Source organism: Leminorella grimontii ATCC 33999 = DSM 5078 (genome assembly GCF_000439085.1).
GTDB classification, from domain to species: Bacteria; Pseudomonadota; Gammaproteobacteria; order Enterobacterales; family Enterobacteriaceae; genus Leminorella; species Leminorella grimontii.
Genome location: NZ_AUUA01000008.1, coordinates 153,096 through 171,902, shown reverse-complemented (window position 1 = coordinate 171,902; position 18,807 = coordinate 153,096). Strand labels below are relative to the sequence as shown.

Sequence of the window (18,807 nt, the reverse complement as noted above, 5' to 3'; positions counted from 1 at the left end):
GAAAGAAATTAGAGCTTAAAAGAGAGCGGGCTGCCCTACCGTTTTTCAAAACCGTATTGAAAATGCGGGATATTTCCCTAAGAAAAGTAACGTTCAGGCCATGAACACGAAAAAAAGAGAGCTGTGCCGCAAACAAGGCAAGAAGGCGAAAAGCATACGCTTCCCGCCCGATGGGGATATTAAGCGTGAAGAGCCGGTCGCCGAGCCAAAACGGCCGACGCTACACGTTTTGTTGACGAATAGAGCGAATCATGGAGTGCTTGGCCGTATCCAAGTGCCTTCTCAGCTCATTCATGGCGCTGAGATCGTTGCGGCTTATCATGGCGCTCAAAATGGCCATGTGTTCCTCAATCCCAAGAATGTTGCGCTCTTTCAGGTCCCGCTCGTCCCACTGATAGTGGAAGTGGAAAATAACGGTAATCACCTCAATCGACTGATTGAAGAAGGGATTTTCAGCCGCAGATAGAATCAGGCCGTGCAGCTCATGATCGAGCTGGGAGAACTTGCGATAGTCGAACATCACCGTCTCTCTCAACTGGCGGTGGCGATAGAGCAGGTCTCTGGCCAGAACCCACCGGGTATCGCTTTCCGGCAGGTTCATAAAGCGGTTCAGCGCGTGGGTTTCCAGCAGCTCGCGAAGTTCAAACAGCTTTTCAGCGTAGTTTTGATCAAACTTCATCATGCTCCACTGGCCGCGGCGCTGGTTCTCCATCAGATTATAGCGGGAGAAACGCAGAAGAAATTCGCGCACGATAGTCGGACTAACGTTGGCCTGCTTGGCCAGCTGCTGTTCGGTAAAGGTGCTGCCCGGCTTGAGCTCGCGCTGTTGGATCATCTTATAGAACGCGCGCTCAAAGATGGCCAACTGCTCCTGCGGCATCTCGGCGATGGTGTCAAAGCCGTCTTCATCCTCCGGCTGGCGCACTATCGCATAGTCGTTGCCGACCTTCTCCAAGATGCCCCGCTCCTGCAAATAGTCCAGCGTGTGGCGCACCGTGGTGCGGCTGATGCTGTACATATCCGCCAGGGTCGACTGTGACGGCAGCGGTGAGCCAATGTGTCCATTGCCGATAGCGTCAATAAACTGATTAATTACGTTCTGCCGCAGGTTTTGCGTTCGTGCCATTCCCTCTTCCCGCCTCTGCTTTTTTCCGCTTTAAAAACCAATTTAGTACCGAATAAACGTTATTAGGTCACAAAAGAGAATAAATTAAAACCAGAAATCCGATTTTTTAACTAAAAAGACAGAATAAAAACCGAGGATACCATCAACATGAAAACACTAATTTGTCAGGAACCCACCAAACTGGTTTATCAGCAGCGCGAAGTTCCCTCTCCCGCCGCCGGTGAAGCGGTTATTAAAATCAACGCGGTAGGCATCTGCGGCACCGACATCCACGCCTGGTCAGGCAAGCAGCCGTTTTTCAGCTATCCGCGCGTGCTGGGGCATGAAATCTGCGGTGAAGTGACTACGCTTGGCGCCGGCGTTAATCAGTTTAAGGTCGGGCAGCGCGTTGCCGTCATGCCCTATCTCTCCTGCGGCAAGTGCGGCGCCTGCCAGAGCGGCCGGACAAACTGTTGTGAGAACATCTCCGTTATCGGCGTCCATCAGGACGGCGGATTCTGTGAATATTTAAGCGTGCCGGTCAGCAACCTGCTTGCCGTTGACGGCGTCGATCCCATCGCCGCCGCGCTGATTGAGCCTTTCGCCATTAGCGCCCACGCCGTTCGCCGCGCCGCGCTCGCGGCGGGTGAACACGTGCTGGTGGTTGGCGCAGGCCCTATCGGCCTGGGCGTTGCGGCAATTGCCAAAGCCGATGGCGCTAAGGTCATCGTCGCCGACACCAGCCCGGAACGCCGTGCCCACGTGACGGAGCAACTGGGCGTTGCGGTCATCGATCCTGCCAGTGCCTCTTTTGAGGCAGACCTTCGCGCCCAGTTCGACGGCATGCTGGCGGCCAAGGTCATCGACGCAACGGGCAACCAGTTTGCGATGAACAACACCGTAAACCTGATCCGCCACGGCGGCACCATCGTCTTCGTCGGCCTGTTCAAAGGCGATCTTTCCTTCTCCGATCCGGAGTTCCACAAGAAAGAGACCACGATGATGGGCAGCCGCAACGCAACGAAAGAAGACTTCGCCAAGGTTGGCCGACTGATGAGCGAAGGCAAGCTTAGCGCGAACATGATGCTGACCCACCGCTTCAACTTCGACACCATCGGAGAAAGCTACGAGCAGGACGTCGTCAACAACCGCCAGCTGTTGAAAGGCGTTATCGAGTTTAACTAATCCTTCTGCTTTTTTTGCATGAAAAGGCCGACGCCGCAGGGCGCCGGCTTTCATCTTAACACGCTATTGGCCGACTCTAAGCGCCTGTACGTCGGGTGAGTCTATCGGTACGGAAACGTCGACCGCATGCCCTGAGTCCGTCCCTATGTACGGTTTCAACGCCGTTAACATATAGGGGAACATATAGCGCAGGTCGCCATTTTCGTTGTTACTCACCGCCTGCGCGTCCCACAGCGGCTTCACCGTCTTGTCTTTCGCATAGGCCGCTGCGTCTATGGCCTGAAGACGAAGCCATTTGCTGTAGACCGTAAACTGATACACCATCGGTTCGTAGAGCGGATAGTTCCACATCGGATAGTAATAGCCGAACCCGGGCGCATACACCGGTCCCCGCATAGGATATACCGGCATGTTGACTATCTGGGTTTGCGTCTGCGGCGGGCCCACGTGATAGCTAAGCGCAATCAACATCTTCGCGTCAGAGGGCTTTTTCACGGCCACGTAACCCTGCTCTCTCAGCACGTCCGATACCTGACGCGCATACTCGACAAAGCCAAGATCGCTTTCAATCGGCCGGTAGTCGTCAGACACAATAGTAAACGTCTTATCCCCCACGTAAGCGTTCTTCGCCGTAATGGAGCTTACCTGTACGCTCTCCGTACTGGCGCAGCCTGAGAGCGCGCCGACCAACAGAAAAACCGCTATCGTTCGCCAAGACATTGTCTACCTACCTTTTTATCAGGGAAGCTATTTATTTAGACAGCAACGCTATAGTTCAGGTTTCATTAAAAACGACCGCTTTTTATCAGAAAGCGTGCGCTATATGGCGCCAAAAAGGAAACACCAAACGCTCCCCGGCGTAGAGATAAAAAATTTCTCTTGATTATCATCAAGATATAATTTCAAATTCACCGTATATTTTCCTTTAACAACCGTTCTGAGCTAATGATGTAAATGGCTAAACGTCGTTAACGGTTTCCCCCTATGCGGGACTATTTTTATATTGGGAATTTCATATGCGGCAGGTTCCGACATTTTTTACTCGACGTACGGCAGCGTTCCTTTTTCCGGCTTCGCTGATTTTATATGAACTGGCGGCCTATCTGACCACCGACCTTATTCAGCCGGGCATTATTAACGTCGTGCGGGACCTTCGCGCTGACGTCAGCCTCGCGCCCGCCTCAATCAGCATGTATATGGCGGGCGGCATGGCGCTACAGTGGCTGCTGGGACCGCTGTCGGACCGAGTGGGCCGCCGCCCCGTTCTACTGACCGGCGCGCTGATTTTCACTCTGGCCTGTTGCGCTACGCTGTTTGCATCATCAATGGAGCAATTTCTAACCGCCCGTTTCATTCAAGGCACCAGCATGTGCTTTATTGCGACCGTTGGCTACGTAACCGTTCAGGAGTCTTTCGACAAGACACAGGCCATCAAGCTGATGGCGCTTATTACCTCGATTGTTCTGATCGCGCCGATCGTTGGCCCGCTGGCAGGGGCAGCGTTAATGCACATCGTCGACTGGAGAGCGCTGTTCGCGATTGTGACGCTGATGGGATTTATCGCCTGGTTAGGGCTTTTGTTCAATATGCCGGAAACGCTGTCGAAAGAGAGAGCGCCGTTTAGCATGACCGGCGTACTGCGAAACTTTCGCGACACGTTCCACAACCGCATTTTTCGCATTGGCGCAGCGACGATTTCCCTCAACTACGTTCCACTCATGATCTGGGTAGCCGTATCGCCGGCAATTTTGATTGAAAGCGGCGGCCTGACGCCCGCCGAATTTGCCTGGACTCAGACGCCCGTGTTCGGCGCGATTATCATAGCCAACGTGATTGTGGCGAAATTCATTAAGGCCCCTTCCGCGCCGAGCTTTATCCGTCGCGCCATTCCGATTCAGCTTTTGGGGCTGGGGACGCTGATTATTGGCAACCTTCTGTCCCCTCACGTTTGGCTATGGTCAGTGGCAGGCACGACGCTGTATGCCTTCGGCATCGGGCTCATTTTCTCGTCACTGTTTCGCTTTACGCTGCTGTCAAACGAGTTACCGAAAGGCACGGTCTCAGCGGCGCTAAACATCGTGGTGCTAAGCGTCAGCGCAGCGACAATAGAAATTGCCCGCTGGCTGTGGTTTGAGGCAGGCGGCAGGCTTCCCTTCCATCTGTTGGCCGTCGTCGCTGGAGGGCTTGCGGTGCTGTTTTTAACGATGCTGCTGCGGTGCGTGCAGGATCTGTCGCCGATTGAAAAAGAGGGTGAGGGTGAGGGTGAGGCCTAAGCCAAGCGAAGGATATAGCTGCCTTGGCTGCGGATGCCCCAAACGGGAAGCCGCACCCAAAACGCTATACCCTTCATGATTTGTCAAAACCTTCGATTAGTCTTCCGGTAGGTCAATGCGATAAAACGCCTTTGCATTGCGCCAGAAGAAGGCCTCTCGCTGCTGGGGGCTAAAGCCGGAGAAAATCTCAGACATGTTGTTGACCAGCTCCCGGTACGACAGCTGCAGCCCTGCTACCGGGAAGTTGCTGGCGAACATACAGCGTTCGATGCCGAACATCTCTACGGTTTCCAACACCACGCCGCGGTTGCCTTCAATCGTCCAGGGGCGGTCCTGTACGCCAAGCTCCGAGACTTTCACGTGGACGTTGGGGCAGGCGGCCAAAGCCCGCATGCCCTGTCGCCACGCATCAAGCCCCTGCGGCGAGCGGTCCCACGGGAATCCCATATGGTTAAGCACGATAGGCACGTTGGGATAAATGCGTGCGACTTCGGCAGCCTCTTCCAAGTGCCAGTACGGCACGCGCAGGTCCCACGACAGGCCGTATTTCTCCAAAAGGCCAAAGCCCTTCAGCCATTTTTCGTCCTGCATGCTGCAGCTTGCGCCCCTAATCGTATGCGCCAATTCTGGCCGTTTGGCGGTTACGGGCTTGCTGCGAATGCCTCGCACCAGCGGGAAGTGTAAATGCTGATTCAGGATCTCTTCGCCGTCGTCACGATGAAACCAGATGTGGGCAACCACTGCGTTAGGAAAGCCGGCGCGCGCCGCCTGTTCGTGCACCCAGCGGGTTTCCGCCACTTCGTTGCTATAGTCGTGGTCCGCCTCACAGTGAACCGTCGCCAGCACGCGGTGGCCCGCGCTGTCCGCGGCGTAATCTTCCGGCAGGTAGTTGCGCATCAGCGAGCGATAGTCGCCGACGAAAGTGCCGGGCTCATAGGTCGCCAGCCAGGGATAGTGGTTCTTGCTCAGATCCCAAAGGTGGTGGTGAGCGTCAATCAGCGTCAGTCCGTTAGACTTCACTTCAATGCCCATTCTTTCGTGTAGGGTTTTCACGGTTGTTCCCCCTTCTTTTCCGCAGGTTAACGCGATTCGACTTCAGGCTCGGCGCCTATCTGCTCAGCCGTCTTTTCACCGGCTTTCGGCGTCACCGACGCTAACGCTACCCCGCAGAAGAACAGCGCGGCGGCCATAATGCCGAATCCGGCCATCGTCGTTCCCGTCAGGTCAATCAGCCAGCCCACGACATAAGGGCCGACAAATCCGCCTAAGTTGCCTATACCGCCAATCAGGCCAAGCGACAGAGCCAGAATGTCTGAACGCAGGATAAGCGGCGGCAGCGCAAAAAAGGCACCGTGGATATACAGCCCGGAGGCAACGATGCATAGGAAAACAAACTGTATGACGGGCGATGGGAAAAGCTGTCCGCACAAAAGCGCCACGGCGGTGATCGTCAAAGGCAGCGCGGCGGACGACTTACGCAGCCCGATTTTATCGGTGCGCACGGCGATAATAATCATACCGATAAGGCCGACCAGATAAGGGATCGCTGTCAGGATACCGACCATTGCGGGCGATGAGCCGGAGGTATTGGCGATAACCTGCGGCAGCCACATGGTAAAACCGTAGAAACCGGCGCAGTAAAGAAACCAGGCGACGATAAGCGTCAGCACCTTACCGTTGCGAAATACGTCGCGATAGCGGGCCGAATCCTGACTAATGACCGCCGAACTTTTCTTCTGCGCCTCATCTTTGGCAATCGCCTCAACGATATAGCTACGCTCACCGGGCTCCATCCACCACACTTTGGCCGGCGAATCCGCCACCATGATGTACCAGACGATAGCCCAAATAATAGGCGGGAAGCCTTCAATAATCAGCACGGTCCGCCAGCTAAAGTGCTCAAGCAGGAAGCCCGTAATTGGTGCGGCGATAATGGCGGAAATAGGGATACACATCAGCCAAAAGCCGTTCGCTCTCGCCTTTTCACGCTGAGGGAACCACTTTAACAACAGCACCAGCGTCGCGGGTTGAACGCCGCCTTCAAAAACGCCCAGAACGAATCTGGCAAGCAGCAGCTCGTTCGTACTCTGCACCATTCCGGTCCAGATAGCGGCAACGCCCCACAGCAGCATGAGAAGAAAGATCGTCTTTTTGGCGCTCCAGCGCTCGGCCAACAGCGCCGCCGGCACCTGCAGCAGCAAATAGCCAAGAAAGAAAATGCCCGAAGCCATGCCCTTGGTACTGTTGGTCAAATGCAGGTCTTGGCCAATATAGGGCAAGATGAACGACAGGTTGGTTCTGTCAAGAAAAGCCAGCATGTACATAATGCTGGCGATGGGAATAAACAGCAGCCAGCGCCGCCCGATCCCTTGATATTGCATGGTCATAACGTTACGTCCCTCTCCACATCAGTTGAACACGCCGTCTTTTTATTTTGAACTTTTGAACAAAACAATAACAATTGATTATTCGTGGATACTATGCCCGTTATGTAATAAGCGCTAATCCCCTTTTAAGAAAATGTGAATAGAGTCAAAAATAGCCACTCAAATAAAAATTAATCGCATGATTTAAAAGAAGATAAAAATAATATCTTTTGGGTGGTTTCCAGAATTTTTCTAATTTTCCATAGAGGGAAAACGTCAAGGAAGGCTAAAAAAGAACAAACAAATATTTTATAACTGAGCTTTTGATACAGAAATTCGAGATGCCCCTATAAATAACGCGGACTTAAGCTGCTTGCGGCTCTATTTCAAACGTTCAATAATATAAAAGCCTCGTCCTATCGTTCTTTCGCGATAGGGCCATCCGCTCTTGTTTCATTCCGTTTTCAACCATAAGGCCATCAACATATGAAAAGGCGTAGTTTTCTTAAAAGCGCGGCGCTGCTGTCTACCGCAGGGCTGGTTGCCCCCGTTATGGCTAACGGCGTCAGCGCAAAGGCGCATGAATCTCAACCGTTAGAAGGACGCCGCCGCTTTACCCTGACGCAGACCTATCGCCTCCAGCCACCGGAAGGATCTGAGGGCGTCGTGAAGCTTTGGATCCCGGTAGTTGAAGATACGCCTTTTCAGCAGCTTCTCTCTTTGAAATTCAGCGGCAACTATCAGGACGCGTTCATTACCACCAACAACCACTACGGCGCTAAAACCCTCTTCGCCACCTGGCCCAATGCCAAAGGCAAAATGGAAATGACGGTGGAAATGGTGATTGAAACCCAGGACTGGGAGCCGTTGAAAAACGACGCGTTGGCCCACTGGCGCGCGCCGAAAGAGGTTCAATTCCCCAACGACGTGGAATACTACTTAAAGCCTACCGCCCACATGCCAACCGCCGGCATCGTTAAAGAGACGTCGGATAAAATCGTCGGCCAAGAAACCGATCCGCTGAAAAAAGCGCGTCTGATTTATAACTGGGTAAGCGCCAACATGTTCCGCGATAACGACGTTATCGGCTGCGGCACCGGCGACGTCGCGACCATTCTTGAAAGCGGCAAGCTGGGCGGCAAGTGTACCGATATCAACTCCGTATTCGTAGCGCTAGCCCGCGCGGCGGGCATTCCGGCACGCGAAATGTTCGGCATCCGATTGGGTAAATCCGTCAAGCTGGCGCAGTACTCAAAAACCGCGTTCGGCAGCGCCAATGAGCAAGGCGTATCGGGCGTTAGCGGCGGCCAACACTGCCGCGCCATGTTCTACCTGGCGGGCTTCGGCTGGCTGCCGGCCGACCCGGCGGACGTCACAAAAATGCGCCTGACGGAGAAAAAAGAGCACAGCGATCCGGCCGTGCAGGCGGTGAACGACTACCTGTTCGGCAACTGGGAAATGAACTGGGTGGGCTTTAACGTCGGCCGCGACTTTGACCTCTTCCCCGCAGCGGAACAGGCGCCGATTAACAACTTTGGCTACCCTTACGCGGAAGTCGACGGCGACCCGGTCAACTACTACGACCCGAAAGCGTTCAGCTATGACTACAGCTCAGCCGAACAGCGCTAAAGGCTTTATGGCCACGCTGGCCGCCGCCGCGATTGCCGCGGTGGCGTCCAGCCTGTGCTGCATAGGGCCGCTGATTTATCTGGTATTCGGCGTCTCCGCCGCTGGCCTGTCCGGCGTGGAGAGGCTCGGCTTTTTGCAATACCCGATGCTGGCGCTGTCTTCCGTACTTATCGTGATGGGATTCTGGCGGCTCTATTTTTCCAAACGCCCCTTTTGCAGCGGGCGCGTTAGCCGAACGCAAATGCTGTGGGCCTATTGGATTGCGCTTCCCGTGGTGCTGTTTTTTCAGCTTTATCCCTTTGTTCTTCCCTGGTTACTGGAGATGTTGGAGTGAAACGTTTACTGTTTCTGGCGCTGATGCTGCTCTCCCCCGCCCTTTGGGCTAACAACGTTCAGGTCACGCTGGACGTCACGGGCATGACCTGCCCGCTGTGCGTTACGTCAATCAATCAGGCGCTGAGAAAAACCGACGGCGTCATCAAGGCGAAAGCCTCGCTTAAAACCCGGCAGGCCGAGGTTATCGTTCCGGAAGGCTTCAATACCGATGAGCTTTTAAAGGCCATTGAGAAAACCGGCTATAAGGGGACGGTGCTGAAAGTGGAAAAGCAGCCGTAGGATAAGGTTGAGAACATTGTAAAACGGGCCGCTATCAACGGCCCGTTTCTTTTAGCTTAGCGAGTAATCGACTTAAACTCTCTGGTGGTCGCCGTTAGCGCCACTTCCGTCGGCAGCCGCTCCATTGAGCTTGCGCCGTAGAAACCGTGGCAGTCCGGGCAGTGCTGCATGATGTATTTTGCATCTTCCGGCGTGGCGATAGGCCCGCCGTGGCACAAAACGATCACGTCTTCACGTACCGATTTGGCCGCCTTCGCCCAGTCGTTAATCAGCGGTACGCAGTCTGCAAGCGTTAGCGCCGTTTCCGCACCGATGTTGCCGCCGGTGGTCAGGCCCATGTGGGGAACGATAATGTCCGCGCCCGCTTTGGTCATATCGATGGCGTTCTGCGCGCTGAACACGTACGGCGTGGTCAAAAGGCCCTTCTCGTGCGCCTTGCGGATCATATCAACTTCAAGCCCGTAGCCCATGCCCGTCTCTTCCAGATTGGCGCGGAAGTTGCCGTCAATCAGCCCGACGGTCGGGAAGTTCTGTACGCCGGCAAAGCCGATGGCGGCGACGTCGTCCAGGAATTTGTCGAACTGGCAGAACGGGTCGGTGCCGTTAACGCCCGCTAGCACAGGCGTATGCTTAACGACTGGCAATACCTCTCGCGCCATGTCCATCACTATCTCGTTGGCGTTGCCGTAGGCAAGAAGGCCAGCCAGAGAACCGCGCCCCGCCATCCGATAGCGCCCGGAGTTATAGATAACGATAAGGTCGATGCCGCCCGCTTCTTCACACTTGGCGGACAGCCCGGTTCCGGCACCGCCGCCGATAATCGGCTCTTTGCGCGCAATCATGTCGTGAAATTTTTTTAAAAGCGCTTCGCGTGTTGTAGACATGCTTAATTCTCCCTAACGGTGAAACAGTTGAATAAATTCGGCGACCGCGCGTTCCGTGAACGCCCGATCGTTAACGTTGTGAGGCAGTTTAATAATCCGGCGTTTGTCGGTTTGAACCACGGTCGACTCCAGCGCCTCAATAAAGGCCCGGTTGGCCTCCGGCAGCCAGAACGGACCGCCCGGGCTGTCGATAGCGGAAAAGCCGCCTTCGGGGATCAGAAACAGCACGTCGCCCCGGTACTGATTGAGCTTTTCGCCGATCCACTCGCCCATCTTGCGGTTCTCTTCCGGCGTGGTACGCATCAGCGTCACCTGCGGGTTATGGTGGTAAAACAGGCGGTCGGCATATTTTTCAGGCACCGTATCGGGGCTGCCGAAGTTGACCATGTCCAACGCGCCGCAGGACATCACGCAGGGGATCCCGGCGTTTGCTACGGCGTCAAAACGCTCCTTTGAACACGCCAAAACGCCGCCGAAAAGATAGTCGCAGACCTCGGTGGTCGTAATATCGAGCACGCCATTGAGCAGCCCGCCGTCTACCAGCTTTTCCATCGCTCTACCGCCGCTGCCCGTCGCGTGGAATACCAGGCAGTCGAATTCACCTTCCAGCTGCTCGGTAATCTGCTGAATGCAGGGCGTCGTTACGCCAAACATGGTTAATCCGATGGCGGGTTTATCTTCAACGCTCTCTTCTTCATAGAACTTGACCGCGCCGGCAATCTGGTTAGCGGCATTTTTCAGTACCTTACGAGAAATGCGGTTTAGGCCCGCTACGTCGGTGACGGAATACATCATGGCGATGTCGCTGGCGCCGATATAGTGCGATACGTCGCCGGAGGCCATAGTCGACACCATAAGCTTGGGCGTACCGACCGGCAGCGCCTGCATGGCGGGCGTCACCAGCGCCGTTCCTCCTGAACCGCCCAGCCCCAGCAGCGCGGCGACGTCGTCGCGTTGGCCGAGAAAGCGCTCAAACGCAACGGCCATTTCAGTAATCGCCCTGCCGCGATCGCCGCAAAATACGGCCTGAGCGCCCTGCGGATGGCAGGCAGCGACGGTTGCCGCGCTGACGTCGGCGCCGTAGTTCGCATTTGCATCCTTGGTTGACAGGTCAACCGCCAACGCTTCCAGACCGGCTTTTTTTATCAGATCGCGTACGTAAAACGCCTCAGCGCCTTTAGTGTCCAGCGTTGTTGCAACATAGATACGGCCTTTTTCTCTTTCCATCTCTATCTCCCATCGCCATCATTGAACGTTTTTCAACCCAAATGAGATTTGAGTTTCATTTTGACTATATTAACCACAATTACGGACAAAGCGCCATGCCATTAGCACAGGGAATATCAGAAATGGAATCTGGCTCCCAAAAAACATGCACAGTGCCGTAAGTAAATGAACAGACAGATATTAATAAAAATATCGGCAGGAAAATACTACTGTCGCACTCAGGAGCAAACGAAAATAAGAGAAGGAAATGATTAAGAAAATGAACAAGCTATGATATCCAACTTCATCGCCGCTTTTAGAGCGAGCAAATGACTATAGCGCCACTCGCGTCAGCCCCATAAACAGCGCGCCGCAGGTCACGATCGATGAGATCAACAAAAAGCAGGCCAAAAATTCAACCAGTCTTCGAAAATAACTTTTGTGAAACCGGCGTTCCAGCATGTTGGCATTGAAGCTATCAACAAAACAGGGAAATGAAGAGGTCAATAGCGCCATTGAAAGAATGAACAAAAAAACCGCGTCGCCGCTAAAGCGGCCAATGGAAATGAGGTGAAGCCCTCCTTTGCCGGAAAAGAGGTTGAAAATCGATAAGATAGCGAAAGCGAATCCAAAGATCATCGGCCAGATGAAGTCGCTTTTATAAAACATCTTTTTGACGAATTTGGGTTCAATAAATTCTGGCAGATGGGCGAAGAAAAAAGACGCGGAGCCCCGACCGTCTTCATAAGCTCTTTTTATCGCCGCTCGGACGTCTTCCAGAGGCGGCAATGCAAGCAGGTCGGCGTATTCTCGATGGGCCTTTTCCAAAACGGTCATCTCGTCCATTATTTTCCCTGTCCGCTAAAAACCGTCCAAAACCAGCGCTCAATGCGCCCTTGGGCGAAATTGAGTAGAGAAGGAATACCTGCGCTATTAAACGAAAAAAGAAGTGTGGAGTCGGCCGTTAAGCCGGGTTCTGTCGTGGACAGTCATTCATCTAGGCCAGCAATCGCTCACTGGCTCAAGCAGCCTACCCGGGTTCGATACGGGCCGTACCATGTGAACCCCTATTTGGCCTTGCTCCGGGTGGAGTTTACCGTGCCACGGACTGTTGCCAGCCGCGCGGTGCGCTCTTACCGCACCCTTTCACCCTTACCTGATCCCGCTTGCACGGGCCATCGGCGGTTTGCTCTCTGTTGCACTTGTCGTGAGCTCGCGCTCCCCAGGCGTTACCTGGCACCCTGCCCTATGGAGCCCGGACTTTCCTCCCCTTCGCCCGTCTCCCCGAAAGGACGACGACGAAGCGGCGACTGTCTTGGCCGACTCCGGCGCGGAGTATACATGGGCAAGGCGCGATATGCCAGCGGAGAAAGGCGCTACGATGCGTTCTTTATTCCTCTTCCTGACACTCCAGCGCATAGCGATACAGCGCGTTTTTCTTCACGCCGTGGATTTCCGCCGCCAGCGCCGCTGCCTTTTTCAACGGCAGCTCCTTTTGCAGCAGCGCCAAAGTGCGCAGGGCCTCCGGCGGTAAAGCGTCATCGTCATCGCTCTTATATCCTTCAACGATGAGCACCATTTCCCCCTTGCGCCGAACCTCATCCTCTTCTATCCATGCAAGAAGTTCCCCCACCGGGGCGCCGTAGATGGTTTCCCAGGTTTTGGTCAGCTCGCGCGCCAAAACGACGTACCGGGCCGCCCCCCAAACCTCGACCATGTCCCGCAGGCTGTCGAGCAGGCGATGCGTGGATTCATAAAAAATCATCGTGCGCGGCTCTTGTTCCAGCTCGCGCAGCGTGTCGCACCGCGCTTTGGTTTTCGCCGGCAAAAAGCCCTCATAGCAGAATCTGTCTGACGGCAGCCCGGCGGCGGACAGCGCGGTTATCGCCGCACAGGCGCCCGGTAAAGGGATAACCCGTATTCCCGCCTCGCGGCAGCGCCGCACTAAATGATAACCCGGATCGTTGATTAGCGGCGTTCCTGCGTCAGAAACAAGCGCTATACTGTGTCCATCTTGCAATTTTGCGATTAGAATATCGGCTTTGGCCTGCTCGTTATGATCGTGAAGTGCAAAAAGCTGCGCGTTAATGGCAAAATGCTGCAACAGCAGGCCCGTATGGCGAGTGTCTTCCGCAGCAATAAGGTTTACGTGGTTCAATACGTCCAGCGCCCTCTGCGTGATGTCGCCAAGATTGCCAATGGGCGTAGGAACGACATAAAGTGTCGACGGCAGGATAGCAGTCTGGTTGTGTGTGCTCATTGTTTCATCCGATTGATCGCGTTGACGTTACTATTAATAATCTAAACAAAAACTGGATACAGCATGCGTTTATTGACTTCATTACGTACCAAAGCCGCGTTCGCGCTGCCGATGGTGCTGGCTACAACGCTGTTTTTGGCAGGATGCCAAATCACTTCTCCCACCAATACGTTTCAAGGCGATCTGACGCAGAACGCCGCTTATTACCTTGAGAAAGCAGCGGGCAGCAGCGGCGAGGCGCAGGTAAACTGGCAGCTGATGGCAATTCGCGCGCTTATTGGCGAGAACGATACCAAACAAGCGTCCGCAATGTTACAACAATTGCCAAAAACCTTGACCGACGCTCAGCAGCAGGAACGGTATCTGTTGAGCGCAGAGCTTGCCGCAGCGCAGAAAAAAAGCAAGGAAATGATTCAGGGGCTGAAGAACGTCAACCTGGCCACGCTGTCCGAATCGCAAAAAACGCGCTACTTCCGCCTTGAAACTCAAGTCTACAAGGGCCGTGACACCATGGCTCAGCTGCGCGCCTACATCAACCTTGAGCCTCGCGTTACGGAACAGGAGCGTCAGAGCGTCATTGACCAAACCTGGGATACCGCAACGCGCATTACGCCCAAAATGATGGAGTCGCTGGTTATTGACGCCAACGAAGAAACGCTGCGCGGCTGGCTGGATCTCCTGCAGACCTATCAAAACAACAGAAGAAACCTCGACATGCTGCAGTCTTCCATTAAAGACTGGCAGACCCGCTACGCTAGCCACCCGGCTGCGAAAATGCCGCCGACTTCGCTGATGCGTTCACTGGAAATGCAGAAATTCTCCGGTTCGAATATCGCACTGCTGCTGCCGCTAAGCGGCTCGGGCGGAAAGTTTGGCCCGATTGTTCAAGACGGTTTCAACACCGCCAAATCTTTGAGCAAAACCTCCGCGCAGGTGAAGGTATACGATACCGGCAGTAAGCCGCTGGCCGACATTCTGACCCAGGCAGAGCAGGACGGCGCGACGATGATCGTCGGTCCGCTGCTGAAAAAGAACGTTGAAGAAGTCATCGAGTCCGGCACGACGCTGGGCGTACTGGCGCTCAATCAGCCGGAAAACATCGTCGATCGGCCTAACGTTTGCTACTTAACGCTTTCCCCGGAAGATGAAGCTGCCGACGCCGCCCGCCATATTTATGCCGAAGGTAAGAAGTCACCGCTTATCATCATCTCTCGCGGCAACTTTGGCGAACGCGTATCCAAGGCCTTTGCCGAACAGTGGAAAATTCAAACCGGCAACACGGCGCGCGTTCAGTTTTACGGCAGCCTCGGCGACCTGAAGGCGGCTATCAGCCAGGGCGGCGGCATGGCGGCCAACGGTCAACCCGTCTCGCTGGCGTCCGGCGCGGCCAGTGCGCCGAGCGCCTCCGTAGATGCGATTTATATCGTCTCCACGGCGGCGGAAATTTCGCTCATCAAGCCGATGCTCGACATCTCCAAGGCGTCCAAGTCCGCAACGCTGTACGCCAGCTCGCGCAGCTATCAGGCAGGCGCAGGCCCAGACTTCCGCTTTGAGATGGAAGGCCTACAGTTTAGCGAAATTCCGCTGCTAGTCGGCCTGTCGCCGGATCTGGCGCAAAAGGGCGGTGAAAAGTACGGCAGCGACTTCTCCCAGTATCGACTCTACGCTTTGGGTGCAGATGCTTGGGAACTTGCGAGCCATTTCGCAGAGATTCGTCAGATGCCCGACTATCAACTGAGTGGCGCAACGGGCATACTTTCCGCTGACGATAACTGCGTGGTGCACCGTAAACTATCATGGATTCAGTACCGAATGGGTCAGCTAACGCCGGTGAAGTCGGCGAAATAACTCACTATGGCGTAGGAACGCGCTTTGAAGGCCTGGCGCGCCGCCATCTGGAGCGCTCAGGCCTTCGCTTTATCGCCGCCAACGTAAAGTACCGTGGCGGCGAGCTTGACCTCATTATGCAAGACGGCGGTACCTGGGTATTTGTTGAAGTACGCTACCGCCGCCACGCACGCTATGGGCATGCGTTGGAATCCATCGACCTGCGCAAGCGCAGGCGCTTGCTGTACGCGGCTTCACGCTGGCTTCACGGGCGTTCGTTATCTATAGAAACGGCGGACTGTCGATTCGATGTTTTAGCCATCACCGGGAATCAGTTACAATGGCTGACCAATGCGTTTGACGCCAACGGCGACGCCTAGTACAAGAACCTCTACGGGCCTTAAAAAGCAAAAAGATACTATGTTGGAAAGAATTAAAGGCTGTTTTACCGAAAGCATCCAAACTCAAATCGCAGCGGCGGAAGCCCTGCCTGACGCCATTTCGCGAGCGGCCATGACGATAGTCCAGTCGCTGCTTAACGGCAACAAAGTACTGACCTGCGGCAATGGCGCTTCGGCGGCTAACGCGCAGATCTTTGCCGCCAACCTGATTAACCGCTTTGAAACCGAGCGCCCCAGCCTGCCGGCTATTGCGCTAAGCGCGGACAGCGTGACGCTGACGGCCATCGGTAACGATGGCGTCAAAGATGAAGGCTACGCCAAGCAGGTGCGCGCGTTAGGGCAAGCCGGCGACATTTTGCTGGCCATCACGAGCCGCGGCAACTGCCGCGACGTCATTAAGGCCGTTGAAGCGGCGGTCACCCGATACATGACCATCGTTGCGCTGACGGGCTCCGACGGCGGCGAACTGGCCGGGCTTCTCGGTCAGGAAGACGTCGAAATACGGATCCCGTCCCATCGGGCGGCCAGAATACAGGAGATGCACTTGCTTATGGTAAACTGCCTTTGCGATCTCATTGATGACACTTTATTCCCTCACCAGGACGACTGAAGGAGCGCTTTGCATGAAAATCCATAAATTGACCGTACTCGCCGTTTTACTTAGTACCGTAGTGTTAAACGGATGCGTTGCCGTTGTCGCCGGCGGCGCCGCCGTCGCGACCAAAACGGCGACCGACCCACGCACCATGGGAACGCAGGTAGACGACGTTACGCTGGAGGCTCGCGTCAGCAGCGCCATCGCCAAGGATCAGGAAATCAAGCAGGACGCTCGAGTCACTACCACAGCCTATCAGGGCAACGTGCTGCTTACCGGTCAGTCCCCGCGCCCCGAGCTGTCTGAGCGCGCTAAGAACATCGCTCTGGGCGTTGACGGCGTACAGGAAGTCTACAGCGCCATTCGCGAGGGTAAGCCGGTAGAGCTCGGCACAATTTCAAGCGACAGCTGGATAACCACCAAGGTGCGTTCGCAGCTATTGACCAGCGATAAGGTGAAATCCAGCAACGTTAAGGTCGTCACTGAAAACGGCGAAGTCTTCCTGCTCGGACTGGTGACAGAAGCTCAGGGCCAGGAAGCCGCTAAAATCGCAAGCCAGGTCAGCGGCGTCAAGCAGGTTGTGACCGTATTCCACTACTTGAAATAATCTTGCGCAGTTCGCTGAAAGCAAAAAACGCCCGCACTTTTCAATGCGGGCGTTTCAAATTAATGACAAACCCCCTTAAATAATCTTCAGAGGATATTCCGGCCGTAAATACGATCTACCTATATCACTATCGTGCTCGGCCGGGAGGGCGCCTGTATTATCTTTGAGAGTGCGACGGGCCTAGGCTGCCTACGGGCACTTCGTTGGCTTACGCCAAGTCGACCCCCACGGCACCCTCTCCCGCCGTTTAACTCCGTAAGTTTTATTCAAGACCTTTGTTAACACTCTCAAACGCCCGCACTTTTCAATGCGAGCGTTTCTTTTATCTGTCTCAACGCCTTTAACACGCCAGCCAGTCCTTTTAGAGACCGTCAACGACGCGCGTTCCCCCCATCAGGTTCATCTGCCTCAGTATCCAGTTTTGCCGCGCAATAACGTAGGACGACGGCTTATTGGCCTTGAATCGGATAGGGTTTGGCAGCACGGCGGCAAGGCGAGCGGCTTCCGTCGGCGTAAGCCTGCTGGCGGGCTTTTTGAAGTAGCGCTGAGCGGCTTCCTCTACGCCAAATACGCCCTCGCCAAACTCTGCCACGTTGAGATAAACCGTTAGAATACGACGTTTAGTCCAGGCAACCTCCAGGCCAACGGTCAGGCCGGCCTCCAGCCCTTTTCTCACCCAGCTTCTGCCGTTCCATAAAAAGAGGTTTTTCGCCGTTTGCTGGGAAATGGTTGACGCTCCCCTGACCCGCTGCGGCTTGCGTTCATTATGGCTCATCGCGGATTCGATGGCGTTGAGGTCAAATCCCCAGTGGCTGGGAAACTTTTGATCTTCCGATGCCATGACCGCCAGCGCCATGTGGGGAGAGATCTCATCCATCGATACCCAGGTCTGATGGGCTACATAGGAAAAATTGCCGGTTAGCCAGGCGCCCAGCTGCTTTTCCAACATCACGGCGGAGAAGGGCACCGGCAGAAAGGCGAAAAGCGCAATGCCGGCGCACCACAGTAATAAAACGGCGACAATGCACCGTTTTATCCAAAAGAAGAGGCGCCCCGTCACTCGTGAAAGGGCAAATTTTTTCATTCGCTCAGCACCAGCACCCGAGAAACCAGCTTTTCAATGCCCTGAGCAGCTTCGGCAATGCCTTGAGCCAGCATATAGGCAGGCGTAGTAACGACTTTTTGATCTTCATCGACCACGATATCGTCAACCGGGCAGGTTATGTGCTCCCCACCCATGGCGTCGATAATCTCCGCCGTGTCGATATCGTTACCGATTGTCACGCGTACAGGAACGCCGAGCAGCTTAGGCAGCAGCGCAGGGGCGATACAGATAAAGCCCATCGGCTTGCCGGCCTGATGCATAGCCTTTACCAGGCGAGCTAAATCCTGATTGATGACGCATTCCGCCCCTGCGCTTGCAAAATTACTCAGGTTCTTTGCAGCACCGAAGCCACCGGGGACGATCAGGGCGTCAAACAGAGAGGCGTCGGCCTGCGACAGCGGCTGGATCTTTCCTCTGGCGATGCGTGCGGATTCGGTTAAGACGTTGCGGCTTTCAGACGCAGGCTGGCCGGTAAAGTGGTTAACGACGTCAGCCTGTGGCTGATCGGGAGCAAAGCAGGTTACCTGCGCGCCTGCGCGATCCAATGCGAGCAGAGCCAATACGGACTCATGAATTTCCGCGCCGTCCAGAAAGCCACACCCACTGAGTACAACGGCAACACGTTTCATCGGTCACTCCTCTTAAAAAACGTCTTTTCTTGTTTGAGTTTGCGCTCTTTATATACGTTTATTCTACGCCAACAAATAAGGGCGTGTCCCCTAATTGTTCGCGCCGCTTAGGCCGCACGC

19 protein-coding genes and 1 other RNA gene are annotated in these 18,807 nt (G+C 54.9%); 9 read left to right on the top strand and 11 right to left on the bottom strand.

Going from position 1 to position 18,807, the window contains the following annotated elements; translation table 11 throughout:
• Positions 1-220: 220 nt before the first annotated feature.
• A complete protein-coding gene (locus G544_RS0112500; RefSeq protein WP_027274925.1) occupies positions 221-1,126 on the bottom strand; it encodes a GntR family transcriptional regulator in 906 nt (301 codons plus the stop codon).
• Positions 1,127-1,273: 147 nt separating this feature from the next.
• Between G544_RS0112500 and G544_RS0112495 the strand changes: the two genes are divergently transcribed.
• Positions 1,274-2,290 (top strand): zinc-binding alcohol dehydrogenase family protein, encoded by a 1,017-nt coding sequence (locus G544_RS0112495; protein WP_027274924.1) that lies wholly within the window; start codon positions 1,274-1,276, stop codon positions 2,288-2,290.
• A 63-nt stretch (positions 2,291-2,353) separates the two neighbouring features.
• Here G544_RS0112495 and G544_RS0112490 read toward each other — a convergent pair whose 3' ends face one another.
• Positions 2,354-3,010, bottom strand: a complete 657-nt coding sequence (locus tag G544_RS0112490) for a DUF4136 domain-containing protein (protein ID WP_027274923.1) — start codon at positions 3,008-3,010, stop codon at positions 2,354-2,356.
• Positions 3,011-3,306: 296 nt separating this feature from the next.
• On the opposite strand from G544_RS0112490, the gene G544_RS0112485 reads away from it, so the two are divergent.
• Positions 3,307-4,563, top strand: a complete 1,257-nt coding sequence (locus G544_RS0112485; protein ID WP_027274922.1) for an MFS transporter — start codon at positions 3,307-3,309, stop codon at positions 4,561-4,563.
• 96 nt (positions 4,564-4,659) lie between these two features.
• Here G544_RS0112485 and G544_RS0112480 read toward each other — a convergent pair whose 3' ends face one another.
• Together G544_RS0112480 and G544_RS0112475 are read right to left on the bottom strand one after the other, a co-directional pair.
• The gene (locus G544_RS0112480; RefSeq protein ID WP_211218905.1) at positions 4,660-5,616 is read right to left on the bottom strand and encodes an amidohydrolase family protein; all 957 of its coding nucleotides are present in this window, start codon (positions 5,614-5,616) and stop codon (positions 4,660-4,662) included.
• 26 nt (positions 5,617-5,642) lie between these two features.
• Positions 5,643-6,950, bottom strand: a complete 1,308-nt coding sequence (locus G544_RS0112475) for an MFS transporter (RefSeq protein ID WP_051155728.1) — start codon at positions 6,948-6,950, stop codon at positions 5,643-5,645.
• A gap of 465 nt (positions 6,951-7,415) precedes the next feature.
• Between G544_RS0112475 and G544_RS0112470 the strand changes: the two genes are divergently transcribed.
• The 3 genes from G544_RS0112470 to G544_RS0112460 are packed head-to-tail and all read left to right on the top strand — an operon-like array spanning position 7,416 to position 9,173.
• Positions 7,416-8,558 carry a transglutaminase-like domain-containing protein gene (locus G544_RS0112470; protein ID WP_027274919.1) on the top strand — a complete coding sequence of 381 codons (1,143 nt, stop codon included), beginning with the start codon at positions 7,416-7,418 and terminating at the stop codon, positions 8,556-8,558.
• Entirely contained in the window at positions 8,530-8,892 is a 363-nt protein-coding gene (locus G544_RS0112465) for a membrane protein (RefSeq protein ID WP_027274918.1), read from the top strand. The genes G544_RS0112470 and G544_RS0112465 overlap by 29 nt, the downstream gene beginning before the upstream one ends.
• 23 nt (positions 8,893-8,915) lie before the next feature.
• Entirely contained in the window at positions 8,916-9,173 is a 258-nt protein-coding gene (locus G544_RS0112460; RefSeq protein ID WP_134389275.1) for a heavy-metal-associated domain-containing protein, read from the top strand.
• 56 nt (positions 9,174-9,229) lie between these two features.
• Here G544_RS0112460 and G544_RS0112455 read toward each other — a convergent pair whose 3' ends face one another.
• The 5 genes from G544_RS0112455 to rsmI form a co-directional block, all read right to left on the bottom strand.
• Complete coding sequence (locus G544_RS0112455; RefSeq protein WP_027274916.1) at positions 9,230-10,057, bottom strand: phosphoenolpyruvate hydrolase family protein; 828 nt, start codon at positions 10,055-10,057, stop codon at positions 9,230-9,232.
• A gap of 12 nt (positions 10,058-10,069) precedes the next feature.
• The gene (locus G544_RS0112450; RefSeq protein ID WP_027274915.1) at positions 10,070-11,284 is read right to left on the bottom strand and encodes a Tm-1-like ATP-binding domain-containing protein; all 1,215 of its coding nucleotides are present in this window, start codon (positions 11,282-11,284) and stop codon (positions 10,070-10,072) included.
• 312 nt (positions 11,285-11,596) lie between these two features.
• A complete protein-coding gene (locus G544_RS0112445; RefSeq protein WP_027274914.1) occupies positions 11,597-12,109 on the bottom strand; it encodes a hypothetical protein in 513 nt (170 codons plus the stop codon).
• A gap of 103 nt (positions 12,110-12,212) precedes the next feature.
• Positions 12,213-12,590: RNase P RNA component class A (gene rnpB, locus G544_RS21355), an RNA gene on the bottom strand.
• Positions 12,591-12,653: 63 nt separating this feature from the next.
• Entirely contained in the window at positions 12,654-13,523 is an 870-nt protein-coding gene (gene rsmI / locus G544_RS0112440; RefSeq protein WP_027274913.1) for a 16S rRNA (cytidine(1402)-2'-O)-methyltransferase, read from the bottom strand.
• Positions 13,524-13,586: 63 nt separating this feature from the next.
• On the opposite strand from rsmI, the gene G544_RS0112435 reads away from it, so the two are divergent.
• Genes G544_RS0112435 through dolP form a run of 4 tightly spaced genes read left to right on the top strand, consistent with a single transcriptional unit; the run spans position 13,587 to position 16,953 of the window.
• Positions 13,587-15,371, top strand: a complete 1,785-nt coding sequence (locus G544_RS0112435) for a penicillin-binding protein activator (RefSeq protein ID WP_027274912.1) — start codon at positions 13,587-13,589, stop codon at positions 15,369-15,371.
• Positions 15,320-15,730 carry a YraN family protein gene (locus tag G544_RS0112430; protein ID WP_027274911.1) on the top strand — a complete coding sequence of 137 codons (411 nt, stop codon included), beginning with the start codon at positions 15,320-15,322 and terminating at the stop codon, positions 15,728-15,730. Before G544_RS0112435 ends, G544_RS0112430 begins: the two co-directional genes overlap by 52 nt.
• Positions 15,731-15,770: 40 nt before the next feature.
• Positions 15,771-16,361 (top strand): DnaA initiator-associating protein DiaA, encoded by a 591-nt coding sequence (diaA, locus tag G544_RS0112425; RefSeq protein ID WP_027274910.1) that lies wholly within the window; start codon positions 15,771-15,773, stop codon positions 16,359-16,361.
• A gap of 13 nt (positions 16,362-16,374) precedes the next feature.
• Positions 16,375-16,953: a division/outer membrane stress-associated lipid-binding lipoprotein gene (dolP, locus tag G544_RS0112420; protein WP_027274909.1), complete on the top strand. Its 579-nt coding sequence runs from the start codon at positions 16,375-16,377 to the stop codon at positions 16,951-16,953.
• A gap of 361 nt (positions 16,954-17,314) precedes the next feature.
• Here the strand turns inward: dolP and mtgA are convergent, their stop codons facing one another.
• Entirely contained in the window at positions 17,315-18,037 is a 723-nt protein-coding gene (gene mtgA, locus G544_RS0112415; protein ID WP_036023984.1) for a monofunctional biosynthetic peptidoglycan transglycosylase, read from the bottom strand.
• Entirely contained in the window at positions 18,034-18,687 is a 654-nt protein-coding gene (gene elbB, locus G544_RS0112410) for an isoprenoid biosynthesis glyoxalase ElbB (protein WP_027274907.1), read from the bottom strand. The genes mtgA and elbB overlap by 4 nt, the downstream gene beginning before the upstream one ends.
• Positions 18,688-18,807: the final 120 nt, after the last annotated feature.

Excerpts from the sequence above, each read along its gene's own strand:
- mtgA (WP_036023984.1), bottom strand. The coding sequence starts at position 18,037 with ATGAAAAAATTTGCCCTTTCACGAGTGACGGGGCGCCTCTTCTTTTGG.
- G544_RS0112490 (WP_027274923.1), bottom strand. The coding sequence starts at position 3,010 with ATGTCTTGGCGAACGATAGCGGTTTTTCTGTTGGTCGGCGCGCTCTCA.
- G544_RS0112465 (WP_027274918.1), top strand. The coding sequence starts at position 8,530 with ATGACTACAGCTCAGCCGAACAGCGCTAAAGGCTTTATGGCCACGCTG.
- G544_RS0112445 (WP_027274914.1), bottom strand. The coding sequence starts at position 12,109 with ATGGACGAGATGACCGTTTTGGAAAAGGCCCATCGAGAATACGCCGAC.
- diaA (WP_027274910.1), top strand. The coding sequence starts at position 15,771 with ATGTTGGAAAGAATTAAAGGCTGTTTTACCGAAAGCATCCAAACTCAA.
- G544_RS0112470 (WP_027274919.1), top strand. The coding sequence starts at position 7,416 with ATGAAAAGGCGTAGTTTTCTTAAAAGCGCGGCGCTGCTGTCTACCGCA.
- elbB (WP_027274907.1), bottom strand. The coding sequence starts at position 18,687 with ATGAAACGTGTTGCCGTTGTACTCAGTGGGTGTGGCTTTCTGGACGGC.
- G544_RS0112485 (WP_027274922.1), top strand. The coding sequence starts at position 3,307 with ATGCGGCAGGTTCCGACATTTTTTACTCGACGTACGGCAGCGTTCCTT.
- rsmI (WP_027274913.1), bottom strand. The coding sequence starts at position 13,523 with ATGAGCACACACAACCAGACTGCTATCCTGCCGTCGACACTTTATGTC.
- dolP (WP_027274909.1), top strand. The coding sequence starts at position 16,375 with ATGAAAATCCATAAATTGACCGTACTCGCCGTTTTACTTAGTACCGTA.
- G544_RS0112495 (WP_027274924.1), top strand. The coding sequence starts at position 1,274 with ATGAAAACACTAATTTGTCAGGAACCCACCAAACTGGTTTATCAGCAG.
- G544_RS0112460 (WP_134389275.1), top strand. The coding sequence starts at position 8,916 with ATGCTGCTCTCCCCCGCCCTTTGGGCTAACAACGTTCAGGTCACGCTG.
- G544_RS0112500 (WP_027274925.1), bottom strand. The coding sequence starts at position 1,126 with ATGGCACGAACGCAAAACCTGCGGCAGAACGTAATTAATCAGTTTATT.
- G544_RS0112450 (WP_027274915.1), bottom strand. The coding sequence starts at position 11,284 with ATGGAAAGAGAAAAAGGCCGTATCTATGTTGCAACAACGCTGGACACT.
- G544_RS0112435 (WP_027274912.1), top strand. The coding sequence starts at position 13,587 with ATGCGTTTATTGACTTCATTACGTACCAAAGCCGCGTTCGCGCTGCCG.
- G544_RS0112455 (WP_027274916.1), bottom strand. The coding sequence starts at position 10,057 with ATGTCTACAACACGCGAAGCGCTTTTAAAAAAATTTCACGACATGATT.
- G544_RS0112430 (WP_027274911.1), top strand. The coding sequence starts at position 15,320 with ATGGATTCAGTACCGAATGGGTCAGCTAACGCCGGTGAAGTCGGCGAA.
- G544_RS0112475 (WP_051155728.1), bottom strand. The coding sequence starts at position 6,950 with ATGACCATGCAATATCAAGGGATCGGGCGGCGCTGGCTGCTGTTTATT.